Below are 13750 nucleotides of genomic sequence, written 5' to 3'. Positions count from 1 at the left end.
GCATGCTCCTATCTAAAATAAAGTTTCTGTCAAATTCATTACAAATTCTTTTTCCCGTTCTTCTTCCAGCTTATCGATGATAGAGCGGAGAATTGCACGTCTTGGTGGGATGATCGTGCTCAAATCACAAGCATCAAGCAGCGCACGGATGGATGCGGCGTCTTCGGATAGTTTACCTTGATGGACAGCAGTAATAAGATCACCCGACAATGTTACAAAAAGATTAATCATACGATCATCAGTCAAATCTGTACTTGTTTGAATCAACTGTTTCAATTGTTCTCCCTCAATATAAGGCACCTCGATGACGATAAAGCGGTTTTTTAAAGCCTCATTCAGTGGGACTGTTCCGATATAGCCTTCATTAATGGCAGCAATCACTCCAAAACCATCTTTTGCAGTAATGATTTCATTTGTAAATGGATTCGTGATCGTTCTGCGATAGTCAAGCACACCATTGATCAATGGTAACGTTTCCGGCTTAGCCATATTTATCTCATCAATATATAGGAAGTTTCCATCATTCATCGCGTTGATTACAGGACCTGGGATAAATTCGATTACTTGTTTTTCATCCTCATATGCTAATGTTTTAAAGCCAAGTAAGCTCTCAGCATCCAGGTCAACCGAACAGTTGACACTGAACATCGGCTGGTTGAATAAATAAGACAATGTCTCTGCGAACTTCGTCTTACCAGCCCCGGTTGGACCTTTTAGTAAAATATTCTTTCCCATACTTAAAGCCGAAATGGCATCCGTGAGTAAGTCCATTTCAGGAGGAACGTAGCCAGCTTGTCTGATTAATTCCTGGAATGTATCTTTCTTATTTCGTTTGGAATTTAAAAGTTCATTTATATTTGTGGGTAAATTATAGTTATGGATCATTGTAAAACTCCTTTCGTAACTATTGTAGTCCTGATTTGTTATAAAAACAAAAGTCCAATACTAAGAAGTAACTTAATAACGTTGGATTTGATATAAGCTGTGATGCGGGATAAGTATCTTCGGCTATCGCTCTGGGAAATACACTGCGCTTTTCGCGGGCGGCTGGTGAGCCAACTTGCGCTAAAGCGCTGCGCTGTCTCACCGATGCCTTTTCTCCCGCAGAAGTCTCCGTGTATTTCCCAGAGCTGGTTAGAAGATTGCTTCCAATTATTTCACATGCAATAGCGCTAAATAGCTAATTACGAAAAAAAATTGTGTCTTTTTTTATAAAATTATGGGTTTATAGGAAAGTTAAATCATTGATAGTTATTGAAAAACTCCCATACCAGCAACCCGTATACACGGAGACTCCAACGGGAGGAAAGGCATAGGTGAGACACTGAAATGCGTCAGCATGAAGGGGCTCACCAGCCGCCCGTGGAAAGCGAAGTGTATACGGGCTGCGGTTGCATGAAAAACTATTTCCATTACAAGTGTGCTTTACATTTAACATTGAAGTTACGTCTTTATATCAACTGCGATGAAAGCCTAACAGTTAATTAAAGTCAACATAAGCAGTGATTCACCCTCTTCATTCTACCAATACTTATCTGTCAATTTCACCATGCAAAAGTTGAGCTATTGATAAAAGTGATGTTTCATACTTTATCCAAATGCCAGCCTGTAGAAGAACCAGGATAAAGATGAGAAATGTAAAAAAAAATTAATAAAGTGGTTACATATTGAAGAGAGCAGGGTAGATGAAAATAGTGACTGCTATTTTCTAAATAAGAAATTTAACTAGGAAGCCATAATCTCCCTCACATGTTTCCCTGGTTAAAGGAAATAATAGGGGATAGTTGACATGAAATCATGAGGTGACATAATGAATCAAAGCAACTATTCAAGAACAATGCTTCTTTTAGGGAATGTAAAAATATATTGTGAATATATTCTGAACGGGAAACCTCCACTTGTACTTGTTCACGGATTTGTATCCTCCACCTACACATTCAACCGTCTTATCCCATTACTGGCAAAGCATTTTTCAATTATTGCTTTAGACTTGCCTGGCTTTGGGAGGAGCGAAAAATCAATGTCTTTTGTGTATAGTTACGAAAATTATGCCAAAATAGTAGCTGAATGCATTGATTATTTCAGGCTTAAGAATGTTTGTATTATCGGCCATTCCATGGGGGGACAAATTGCTTTATATACTGCAAGATTAATACCTGAACAGATAAACAGACTGATCTTGCTGAGCAGTTCCGGATATTTAAAAAGTGCTAACCGCTTAATGATTTTATGCTCCTATCTGCCATTATTTAATATAGCCGTTAAACGAAGAGTGACCAGAAGGGATGTTAGAGAAAGCCTGCAAAATGTCTTTTACAATCAAGCATTAATTACGGATGATCATATAAGGGAATTTGAAGGTCCGCTCAAGGAAGAAAATTTTTATAAATCACTCGTAAGATTGCTGCGGCATCGGGAAGGTGATTTAAATGCTAATCAACTGAAAGAAGTCAAAACACCAGCATTACTAATTTGGGGTGAAGAAGACAAAGTTGTTCCAGTAGGGGTAGGTAAACGTTTAGAAGCAGACCTGCCAAATGCGAAGTTAATTACTTTTGAAAAAACTGGTCATTTAGTAACAGAAGAGAGAACGAAAGAGATTTATGAACAAATTCTTATTCATACTGATTTAAGAGGTCTCAGTGGATAAAAGGATCTTACAAAATTTAACCATGTCAAAAAGCCGCATGATTTATCAAGCGGCTTTTTGAAGGTAACGAAAACAAAAAAACGGTCAATTCACGGTGAATTGCTTTGTAATCTGAGATAAAGAGTTTGATATATTCATAAGCTTTAAACCAATTTCATGTGTGTTTTCCGTTTGTTTATATTGATGTTCGCTGCTTGCGAGCATTTCTTCCGCACTTGCCAACGTTTCTTGTGAGATAGATGCAAAGTCTTCTGCCGATAGTTCCAATTTAGGGAGTTCCTTTTTAAGCTCCTCCAGTTCTTCCTTCGTATGCTGAAGCTTTCTTGTCGTTTCCTCAATTTCCTTCATCAAATCATCAAAAGAGGATTTTGAATCATTCGCTATCGTTAAATTGGTAATTGTTTTTTTCTGCATTTGTTTAAATTCTTTTGTAGCATCATGTGTAATCTCTTCCATATTAGAGATGGCATTGGTTATTTCATAAGCTGCAGTGGAGGACTGTTCAGCCAACTTTCCAACTTCATTTGCAACAACGGAAAACCCTTTGCCGGCATCACCTGCACGAGCAGCTTCAATCGAGGCATTAAGGGACAATAATTTTGTTTGCTCTGCTATGCCCTGAATCAATCCAACCAGTTTTGAAATAGATAGGGAGTAATCATTTACTTGCTGAATTGTTTCCGTTAAATCACGGAAATCTTTTTCATATGTTTGAAGAGTCGTAATTAATTTTGATATATTTTTTTCGCCATTTACTGCGGACGTATTCATGCTCTCCGCGTTTGCGAACACATTATCCATATTTTGCATCATGATTTCCGTTTTGTTTTTCATTGCCATGGAACTGGATACACTGTTTTCTGAACTACTGGCAGTTTGTTCTGCTCCTTGTTTAACGATATCGATTGATTCTGTAAGGTCGTGGCTTGATTGAAGCGCACTATTGGAAGAATTCTTCAAATCTTCGCCTGTATGGTTCAGTTCAACTGTCGTATTCTTCAGTTCATGAAGCATCGTTCTCATTTGATCAATCATCGCGTCGTAGCTTTTATGCAATGAAACAAATTCCGGCAATGTCGTCTTCGGCTCAGGTGCTTGTATAAGATTACCTTTTCGAACTTCGCGCATCGTATTGCGAAGCACGGTAAGTGGATTCGTTAGCGTCCGTACGAAAAGCGTCAGCAAAATAGTAGTGATCAGGATACTCGCTATAATAATTGTAATGATGTAAGATCCCATACTTGTAACAGGTGTCATAAATGAACTATTTGGTACAAGCAACACGTAAATGCCACCAATCTCGTCCATTTGCTGGAAGGAAATCGTGTATTGTTCACCATCAATCATTCTGCTGAATTGTCCATTTTGTTCTTCTGTAATGTCGGTAATCAATCGATCTGAAATAGCTGGCAAGGAATCTGCACTTACCGTAAAAGGAGCAGCTTCATTATCGACAATATAGAAAAAATGAGATTCAATTCCATCTTCATCAAGCTGATATTGCTGTGTCCGGACATTCACATTGAGCTGCTGCATAAAATAGGACTCATCACTTACATAGAGAAAATGAAGGTTTTCAGCTATGTAGCCCATTAATTGTGTCTCTCTTGTTAGTCTGTCTTCAATGGTGTTCAATGTTATATTTTTTGCTTGTATATATGTAACTGCACCTACGGTAACGATTGAAATCACGAGTAAAGATACAAATAGTATCAACAATCGCATACGTAGGCTTGCTTTTGAAAGTAAATTACTGAAAAATAGTTTCATAATTGAAAGTTTCTCCTTTAATATGTAGTAGTCCATTTGTACCGATCCTTACTAATTATAACAGGAGAATATTAAGACAATGTTAAGTTTTTCCACTTTAAAAGATGCTAGTGGAGACTTTTGGTAATGCTAAATTAGCTAAGTTTCATTTCAATCATCATTTAAATAGAGTATAATATTATGGAAGATTCTCAATTTATTTAGGAGGAATAGTATGGCTACTATCAACAAAGGTGAAAATAAATTCTATGTAGGAGACAACATTAGGAATCCATTGGCAGAAATAACTTTTGTGGAGTCTGGGGAGGAAAGGCTAGTCATAGATCATACCTACGTATCGAATGACCTTCGTGGCCAAGGTATAGCTGGACAGTTAGTTGAAAATGTAGTTCTATATGCTAGAGAACAAGGAAAGAAAATCCTGCCTCTATGTCCATATGCTAAAGATAAAATTGAAAAAAACGAAGAATATCACGATGTTTTAAGCAAATAATGGGTTTTTGTGTTAAAAAATAGGAAAGGTGCTGAAGGTTGATGTACTTGTCTATTCAGGAAACCGCAGAATATTTATCGATGGAAGAAACAAAAGTATCAGCTTTAATACTGCAGGGTCGTATTCGCGCTATCCATGATGGGGAACAGTACCTTATAAATAAAGCACAATTTACCACGCACTTCGAACAGGTTGAAAAATATCGCCACATGATTGAAGAATACCTAAATGAGCCGATACCTGAAGATGTCGATGTGAAGGATGAAGACTAATATAGACTTAAATTTGCATTTCAAATAAATTCCATCTAATGTTAGGATATGAGCTGGATATGTAAATCCGGCTAATCTTAACATTTTTTTATTTAAGGAGCTAGCTAACATGGTTAAGAAAAACTCAAATTATAGAAGAGAAGCAAAGTCACTAAAGTATGTCGTAGAGGAACCTCTAGAACTGTTAACCTTTTTGCTTAATGTCATGTCTAATAGAAGCAGAAATTCGGTCAAATCCATCTTAGCAAGAGGTCAAGTAACGATTGATGATCATATTGAAACAAAATATAATTACATGTTGCGACCTGGTCAGACAGTCACCATTTTAAAAAATAAAGCTGCTATTAAACAAGATGTGCTAATTGGGATGTCCATTATCCATGAAGATGATGACATCATCGTGATCAATAAAGAAGCTGGTTTATTATCGATTGCAACAGAGAAGGAAAAGAACCAGACAGCACTTCACCAATTGATGGATTATGTTAAAAAGGAAAATCCTGAAAATAGAGTTTTCGTCGTTCATCGATTGGATAAGGATACATCTGGCGTCATGATGTTTGCCAAAAGTGAACAGGTTAAACGGAAAATGCAGGACAATTGGAAAGAGATTGTAAAAGAACGTACGTATGTTGCATTGGTTGAAGGGAAGGTTACAAAAGAAAAAGGCTATATTTCTTCATGGCTGAGAGAAAGCAAGACACATTTAATGTATTCTAGCCAAACTCCAAATGATGGCTTGCACGCCATAACACATTACCAATTGATTCAGGCCAATGAAGAATTCTCTTTATTGGAAGTTCAGCTAGAAACAGGACGCAAAAATCAAATTCGCGTGCATATGCAGGATCTTGGCCACCCGGTTGTTGGGGACAAAAAATATGGATCCAAGCAGCACAAAGCGATTGGGCGACTTGGTTTGCATGCAAAAGTACTGTCATTTAACCATCCGACGACAAATGAGCTATTGTTGTTTCAAACAGATGTACCACAGTCTTTTTTGGCTAAATCAAGTTAAATATAAGAAAAAGGTGAGGCGCTTTTTGTGCCTCACCTTTATTTTTATATTAACGGGAAGTTCACTTAAATGGAGCTTTCTCCAGGACTCGCCCTTTTCTGCCTTCTGTTGTTTCGGCATGTTTTAATGAACTGATAATCGCTTCTTCTGTTGATTCAACGACTGCCTGGAATAGCTGATTCATAATCGGGTGGTCATCACGTATAAATGTTACTGACTCAAAAACAGAATTAGCTTTGTGATGATGTTTGTTAGCTGTTGAGAAAGCGATTGCTATATCACCACTGCCATGATCTATATTGCTTCCGGTTCGTGCCAGCCCAGCAGCACAACGTTTTGCAAGTCGGTTTAGCTGCCGATCATAAAGTGGTGCATCGGTAGCGATAATCATCATGATAGAGCCATCGGGCGTGTCCTGATTTTTTCTTTTCCAGTCGGCAAATAATGCATCATCACTTTTACCGAAATTACTTACAACGAGGCAGCCAACTGTATATTCCTCCTGATCAGAAGAAACAATACGGGATGCCGTTCCAATTCCACCTTTATAACCGAAACACTGCATTCCTTTTCCAGCCCCAACCGCGCCTTCTTCTGCAGGGTGGTTCGTCGCATTTTTAATAGCCTCAACAGCATGGTCAGGTGTGATTGCCTGAATCCGTATACTATTTAAAAAACTATCATTGCATTCACCAACAATAATATTAATCGTTCCAGTTGTATCACCAATCTCTTCATTTTGTTCCAGCATATACGTTAATGCACCCTGCTTAACCGAGCCAACACTGAACGTATTGGTTAACATGATAGGTGATTCCAGTAGGCCAAGTTCTTCAATTTGCACAAGTCCGGCAGTTTTTCCGAAGCCATTGATAACCGAACATCCGACATGGAGCTTCTGCCTGAATAAATTGCCTGAATGCGGAAGAATAGCGGTTACACCAGTACATACCGTATTTTCCTCATCAATTTTCTCATGTAAGGTAACATGCCCTACTTTTACTTCATTAACATCCGTAATACAATTGTTTTCACCTTTTTGCAATATCATATTGTTTCTCCTTTGACCTGAAGATGGATTGGATTTGCAGCTTATCGTATCATTCCCTGTTTTCCTTGCCAATTCATTTTAGAAGTAATATTTCCTGTATTCGTGTGTGATTTGATGTTTCCTTATTATTGGGCTTTTTAACATCCTCTATTATAGCAAATCCCATATTTTTGGACTATTTTTGAATGTAACGGAGCAACTATGGGAAACTATACGTACTATTTATTTGAGGAGACTGACGAATGAAAAAATTACTGATGATCGCACTATTTACTGGCATACTTCTTTGTGCCGCTGGAACAATTTCAGCAGAAACGACCGGTACAGAGATTGGAAATAAAGCACCTGACTTTGAATTGATGACGATGGCTGGTGAAACCGTTAAGCTATCTGATTTCGAAGGGCAACGAATCATGCTGAACTTTTGGGCAACCTGGTGTCCACCGTGTAGGGAAGAAATGCCTGATATGCAGAAATTTTATGAGGACAAAGAAGCCATCGTACTGGCAATAAATTTAACGGATATGGAAAGAAATAAAAATCAGGTCACACAATTTGTAGGCGAGAATGGCTTAACTTTTCCGATTTTGATGGATGAACTAGGGAAAGTCTCGACACTGTACAGGATAAGTCCGATTCCTACGACATATATGATCGATTCAAAAGGAATCATACGTCATAAAGCTTATGGTGCGATGAATTATGAACGAATGATTGCCGACTATGAGAAGATGGATTAAGAGAAAGTATACAAGAATAGGTGTTGTTAATTTTTGGTTTTACTTCAATTTCGAGACGATATGATTGTATATCCTAATTGTCAGTGTTATACTAAAAAAAGTTTAATACGTATATTCCTTCGGGGTCGGGTGAAATTCCCAATCGGCGGTAATGAAGCACTTGCTTCTAAGTCCGTGACCCGTGCGGTTTTCGAACCAAGCGGTGGATCTGGTGCAAATCCAGAACCGACAGTTAAAGTCTGGATGAGAGAAGGGATTTTAGGAACGCAGTCCAATAGTAGCGGAGTCTTTTTGCATATTTTTATGATATGCCAAGATTACCAGTGACTATTTTATGCTAAATAAAATTCTAACCTTAAGCCCCTGAAGCTATTTTCAGGGGCTTTTTTAATATCCGAAATGTAAAACGTATTTTAGAAAGGATGACATACATGTTTACAGGAATTATTGAGGAAATGGGCACTGTGGAAAAAATGCAGAACGTTTCCGAACAGGCCGTTCAACTGACGATAGGCTCCAAAAAAATAATTGAAGATATGAACATAGGGGATAGCATTTCCGTTAATGGCATTTGTTTAACCGTAACAAGTTTTTCCAATAATAGCTTTAATGTTGATGCTATGCCGGAAACAATTAAATCGACCTCTTTGAAAATGCTGAAACCAGGTTCAAAAGTAAATCTGGAGCGGGCAATGGCTGCAAATGGAAGATTTGGAGGTCATTTTGTTTCAGGTCATGTGGATGGTACAGGAACTATTATCGACAAGCATAAACAGGAAAACGCAATTTATTATGATATACAAATTCCAGAAGCTTTAGCGAAATACTTACTCCACAAAGGATCGATAACAGTGGATGGTACAAGTTTGACACTGTTCGGCGTAAATAAAAATGTATTTACCATTTCTCTAATTCCCCACACCGTATCAGAAACGGTACTCGGAGGAAAAGATAAGGGTGACATTGTAAATATCGAATGTGACATGCTTGCCAAACATGTTCAGCATATGCTTCGTGGCCAAGGAATGAAGCAAGAAGAAGGAATTGACCAAGATTTTCTAAAAAAGAATGGTTTCATGTAAAGGAGGAAGGAAAATGATTCATGCAATAGAGCTTGCTATAGAAGACCTAAAAGCAGGAAAGCCAATTATCGTAGTTGACGATGAAAATAGAGAAAATGAAGGAGATTTCATTTCTTTATCCGAAAAAACGACACCTGAGGTCATTAATTTTATGATTACACATGGCAAAGGTTTAGTGTGTACGCCAATTCAAGCGGATCTTGCTGAAAAAATCGGCCTTCCGATGATGGTCGATAAAAGCACAGACCCTTTAGGAACCGCATTTACGGTTTCGATTGATCATATAGATACAACTACTGGAATTAGTGCGGAAGAAAGATCAAAAACAATTCAGGCTCTAACAGATCCAAACATAACTAAAACAGATTTTAAGCGACCTGGACACGTATTTCCACTTGTTGCAAAAGATGGTGGTGTCTTGACTCGCCCCGGCCATACCGAAGCGGCTGTGGATTTGGCAATCTTAAGTGGCAGCTTTCCGTCCGGTGTGATTTGTGAAATTATTAAGGAAGATGGCACAATGGCACGGCTTCCTGACTTAGAAGAAATGGCAGAAAAATTTGATCTCAAGTTAATTACGATTGCAGATTTAATTACCTATATAAAAAAACAGAAAAACTTAATTCATAACTAGGGAGATGAACCAAATGGGAAAAACGTATGTGGGAAATGTTGTAGGAACAGATTTGAAAATAGGAATAGTAGTTGCGAGATTTAACGAATTCATTACAGGGAAATTGCTGGACGGTGCATTAGATACGTTGAAGAGACATGGTGTGAATGAAGAAAACATTGATACTGCATGGGTACCGGGTGCATTTGAACTGCCATTGATTGCACATAAAATGGCAAATAACGATACGTACGATGCTGTTATTACATTAGGAACGGTAATTAGAGGGTCTACACCCCATTTTGACTTTGTTTGCAATGAGGCAGCAAAAGGTGTTTCCAATGCATCCTTGCAAACAGGTAAACCAGTCATTTTTGGTGTCTTAACAACAGAAACAATCGAACAGGCAATCGAACGTGCCGGAACAAAGGCAGGGAATAAAGGCGCAGATGCAGCTGTTACTGCCATTGAGATGGCAAACATGGTAAGGGAACTGGAGAATTAAGGATAGATAAGTCGGGTAGGCAAACGTGCTTACCCGACTTTTTAAATGGGTAAGAAGTATAAAATCTGGCAGCAATTAATTCTTACACCTAAACAGCGACGTCCAGCTCCAGCACCCAGGGACTAGCGAGACTTCCTTCACCTCCGTACGATAAGTCAACATCGGTTCCCTCCGGTCGCCGTGTTTCCTTTATCTCCTACGGCTCAGTCCAGTCCGTACGTCCCTTAACGGGCGCTTGCGCTTTTGATAATGGAAAAATAGATGGTGGTAGGATAAACTGTAAGGTAGGAGATTTTCAAGAACGGAGGAGATTAAAATTAAGTTATTGGTAGGACAACTGGTTATAGTAATTATGGTATGGTTAGGAATGGCCTCTTTCTTTTCAGAAATGAATGAACCAAGCAAGATCATTTTTTATCTAGTTACTTCCTGGTTGCTATTTCTAATCGTTATCATTGTTAAGACGCTTATAAAGAATCGGACGGGTAATAAGAATTAGTCGCTAATAATAAAGTGCGAGGAAGGTTTTATTTATGCTTACAATTGAAAATTTACATAAATCCTATGGCGAAAAGATTCTTTTTAATGACATTACCGTTACCATTGCGAACCGGGAAAGAATCGGGCTGATCGGTGTTAATGGAACAGGGAAATCAAGTTTTCTAAAAGTCATAGCTGGATTGGAATCACCTGAAAAAGGTACGATTAAACATGCAAAAGATTATCAGATTGAGTATTTGGCACAGGAACCTGTTTTACATCCAGATTTAACTGTCATCGAGCAAATTTATTATGGGGAAGCGGCAATTATGAAGCTGATGCGTTCTTACGAAGAAGCCCTATTGAAGCTGCAAGAGGATGCGGAAAATAGTGACTATCAAGCCCAGCTCATGCAACTGCAGCAGAAAATGGATGAGGAGGAAGCGTGGGAAGCAAGTACTGCCGCTAAGACCGTGTTGACCAAACTGGGTATTACGGACTTTAGCAGGAAGATTACGGAACTCTCTGGTGGACAGCAGAAAAGGGTAGCCATTGCCAAAGCGCTCATACAGCCTGCAGATTTATTGATTTTGGATGAGCCGACAAACCATCTTGACAATGAGACGGTCGAATGGTTGGAAAAATACTTGCAATCCTATAAAGGATCATTGCTATTAGTAACGCATGACAGATATTTTCTAAACCGGGTTACAAACCGAATTTATGAACTGGACAAAGGTAATCTGTATACGTATGAAGGCAATTATGAAGTCTTTCTGGAGAAAAAAGCAGAAAGGGAAGCATTGGAAATTAGTAGCGAACAAAAGCACAACAATACGCTAAAACGCGAATTGGCTTGGCTCAGACGTGGCGCCAAAGCAAGATCAACAAAGCAAAAGGCACGAATTGAACGCGTTGAAGACATGAAGCAGGAAACGTTTGATACAAAGAAAAGTCATCTTGAGTTTCAAGTAGGATCAAGCCGGTTGGGAAAGAAAGTCATCGAACTTAAACATATTAGCAAATCCTATGAGGGAAAAGTTCTTTTACATGATTTCAGCCATTTAATAATACCTGGGGAGCGTCTTGGAATCATCGGTCCAAATGGTTCCGGAAAAACAACATTACTGAATATAATGGCAAACCGGATTAAGCCTGATGCGGGTGAAATAGAAATAGGAGAAACCGTGAAAATCGGCTATTACACGCAAGGTGATGGAGAACTGGATGGAACCATGCGCATCATTGACTATATAAAAGAAGTGGCAGAAGTCATCCATACAAAAGACAATCAGGTGATTACTGCTGAACAAATGCTGGAGCGTTTTTTGTTTTCACGTGCTGATCAGTGGACGTATATTCGAAAACTTTCCGGTGGAGAGAAAAGAAGACTCTATTTGCTGAAAGTGCTCATGACGGAACCGAATGTACTCTTCCTCGATGAGCCTACAAATGATTTGGATACACAAACATTGAGTGTTCTGGAAGAATATCTGGATTATTTTCCTGGGGTAGTGATTACAGTCTCCCACGATCGCTACTTTTTAGACCGGGTTACAGAGCGTTTGCTTGTCTTCAATGGAAAAGGAAACACGAATCTTTTCCATGGCAATTACAGTGCGTATATGGAGCAACGGCAACAACAAGTCAGCCTAGAGCCAAAACCCGAGAAAGATAGTGTAAGACCAAAGAAACAAAAGAAAAAACTTTCTTATAATGATCAACGTGAATGGGAAACCATTGAAGAACAGATTACGGATTTGGAAGCGAGAGTAGAAGAACTCAAGCAAGGAATAATAGATGCTGGCAGTGACTCGGAACAAGTGCAAAAGCTTTTTGAAAAACAGCAGGAAACCGAGGCGGAGCTTGAAATGAAGATGGAACGCTGGGAAGAGCTTTCACTTCTTGTCGAGGAAACAGAAAACAATAATTAAAAATCTGAATGGACCTAAACTAAAGGCTCAGTGTTTTTAATTAGTTTTAGAGCATCATATCATCTGCTCAATCAGGAAAAAAGGCTGTTATAAGCGATTATAACAGCCTTCTCCCCATTCATTCAGTCCCTCGATTTCGAATACTGGAGCAACAACGCTGCACCATGATCCAATTTTTCGCTTCAAATGGAACTTCATCATCCTGCTGAAAATACGACAGCGAAAATCTATTTTAACCACGCAAGGTTATACTAACCGAAATAGTCATTTTTCGGACAGTTCATGTATGATACATTTCTATGTTTAAAAGACTGCAAACTAAGGGAATATAATTGTGGACTCTATTTAATTTTTTGCAAGTAAGTAAGCAGTTAAGTTACTTTTTTACTTTATTCTTAAAATAGTTATAATGAACACAAGGAGTCATATGAGGAGGAAACAAAATGAAGCTATATCAAGTAAGAAAAGGACAATTTGTATTTTACGAAAATGAACTTCACAAAGTGTATTCGGTAAAACATATGTTCAAGAAATCAGTCCATATGTATCGTTTGAAGGATATGAAACAAGTACTGACGAAAGCCAGTGATATCGAGCACTATAAGCCGAAACATAATGATACATTTATTTTCTACGGCAAGCGCTATACGATTGACCAGTATGCAAAGCCACAACCAGGTGATTATATTCTGATCGTTAAACCTGCACCTGATTTTCTCGACCATTACTCCTTGAACGAGATCGAAAAAGTGGAAAGTGTAGAAGACGGAAATGTGATAACGACACGGGATAATGGTGTCAAACATAATGAATACGTTGTAATGGTGCCTGGGCGACAGGATGCGAGTCAGGAAATAGCATATTATGATAAAAATCTTGTACCTGAAGAACAGCAGCTGCAGGATGAATCCATTAGCTATCTCGCTGAAAATGATGATGCGCTCAAACCCGCTGTTGGGGATATTTATATGGACGTACAGAATAATACGAAAGCAATGATTGTTGCGATGACAGATGATGAAATCGTGTTTGGCCATGGAGTGCGTATTCATGTGGCAGAATTGTTGAATGAGACTAAATACGAACTGATTTATCAATTCGAAGCTGATTGATATGCTCATATTTAATAGAGACATCCCGGT

General features: G+C 38.5%; 12 protein-coding genes, 1 pseudogene and 1 riboswitch. Of the genes and pseudogenes, 10 read left to right on the top strand and 3 right to left on the bottom strand.

The window, feature by feature from the left end:
• Positions 1 to 12: 12 nt before the first annotated feature.
• Positions 13 to 885 (bottom strand): AAA family ATPase, encoded by an 873-nt coding sequence (locus tag MN204_RS18760; RefSeq protein WP_249872625.1) that lies wholly within the window; start codon positions 883 to 885, stop codon positions 13 to 15.
• 925 nt (positions 886 to 1810) lie between these two features.
• On the opposite strand from MN204_RS18760, the gene MN204_RS18755 reads away from it, so the two are divergent.
• Complete coding sequence (locus MN204_RS18755; RefSeq protein ID WP_249872624.1) at positions 1811 to 2650, top strand: alpha/beta fold hydrolase; 840 nt, start codon at positions 1811 to 1813, stop codon at positions 2648 to 2650.
• Between the two features lie 84 nt (positions 2651 to 2734).
• On the opposite strand, the gene MN204_RS18750 is transcribed toward MN204_RS18755, so the two are convergent.
• A complete protein-coding gene (locus tag MN204_RS18750; RefSeq protein WP_249872623.1) occupies positions 2735 to 4420 on the bottom strand; it encodes a methyl-accepting chemotaxis protein in 1686 nt (561 codons plus the stop codon).
• A gap of 214 nt (positions 4421 to 4634) precedes the next feature.
• Here MN204_RS18750 and MN204_RS18745 point away from each other — a divergent pair, with 214 nt between their 5' ends.
• From MN204_RS18745 to MN204_RS18735, 3 genes are all read left to right on the top strand, one after another.
• Positions 4635 to 4913, top strand: a complete 279-nt coding sequence (locus MN204_RS18745) for a GNAT family N-acetyltransferase (protein WP_249872622.1) — start codon at positions 4635 to 4637, stop codon at positions 4911 to 4913.
• A 41-nt stretch (positions 4914 to 4954) separates the two neighbouring features.
• Entirely contained in the window at positions 4955 to 5185 is a 231-nt protein-coding gene (locus tag MN204_RS18740; protein ID WP_249872621.1) for an excisionase family DNA-binding protein, read from the top strand.
• Between the two features lie 109 nt (positions 5186 to 5294).
• Entirely contained in the window at positions 5295 to 6203 is a 909-nt protein-coding gene (locus MN204_RS18735; protein WP_249872620.1) for an RluA family pseudouridine synthase, read from the top strand.
• 61 nt (positions 6204 to 6264) lie between these two features.
• Here MN204_RS18735 and MN204_RS18730 read toward each other — a convergent pair whose 3' ends face one another.
• Entirely contained in the window at positions 6265 to 7254 is a 990-nt protein-coding gene (locus MN204_RS18730) for a DmpA family aminopeptidase (protein WP_249872619.1), read from the bottom strand.
• A gap of 242 nt (positions 7255 to 7496) precedes the next feature.
• Here MN204_RS18730 and MN204_RS18725 point away from each other — a divergent pair, with 242 nt between their 5' ends.
• From MN204_RS18725 to MN204_RS18700, 6 genes and pseudogenes are all read left to right on the top strand, one after another.
• A complete protein-coding gene (locus tag MN204_RS18725; protein ID WP_249872618.1) occupies positions 7497 to 7994 on the top strand; it encodes a peroxiredoxin family protein in 498 nt (165 codons plus the stop codon).
• A gap of 111 nt (positions 7995 to 8105) precedes the next feature.
• Positions 8106 to 8253, top strand: a riboswitch (FMN riboswitch).
• A 172-nt stretch (positions 8254 to 8425) separates the two neighbouring features.
• A complete protein-coding gene (ribE, locus tag MN204_RS18720; protein ID WP_249872617.1) occupies positions 8426 to 9076 on the top strand; it encodes a riboflavin synthase in 651 nt (216 codons plus the stop codon).
• A gap of 13 nt (positions 9077 to 9089) precedes the next feature.
• Positions 9090 to 9701: pseudogene (gene ribB / locus MN204_RS18715) on the top strand (3,4-dihydroxy-2-butanone-4-phosphate synthase); the annotation flags it as partial.
• A 22-nt stretch (positions 9702 to 9723) separates the two neighbouring features.
• Positions 9724 to 10194 (top strand): 6,7-dimethyl-8-ribityllumazine synthase, encoded by a 471-nt coding sequence (ribH, locus tag MN204_RS18710; RefSeq protein ID WP_249872681.1) that lies wholly within the window; start codon positions 9724 to 9726, stop codon positions 10192 to 10194.
• 533 nt (positions 10195 to 10727) lie between these two features.
• The gene (locus MN204_RS18705) at positions 10728 to 12608 is read left to right on the top strand and encodes an ABC-F family ATP-binding cassette domain-containing protein (protein WP_249872616.1); all 1881 of its coding nucleotides are present in this window, start codon (positions 10728 to 10730) and stop codon (positions 12606 to 12608) included.
• Positions 12609 to 13051: 443 nt separating this feature from the next.
• Positions 13052 to 13720 carry a hypothetical protein gene (locus MN204_RS18700; protein ID WP_249872615.1) on the top strand — a complete coding sequence of 223 codons (669 nt, stop codon included), beginning with the start codon at positions 13052 to 13054 and terminating at the stop codon, positions 13718 to 13720.
• Positions 13721 to 13750: the final 30 nt, after the last annotated feature.

The organism is Oceanobacillus saliphilus, from assembly GCF_023522835.1.
In the GTDB taxonomy this organism is placed as follows: Bacteria; Bacillota; Bacilli; order Bacillales; family Amphibacillaceae; genus Oceanobacillus; species Oceanobacillus saliphilus.
This window is presented reverse-complemented; position numbering and strand designations above follow the sequence as displayed.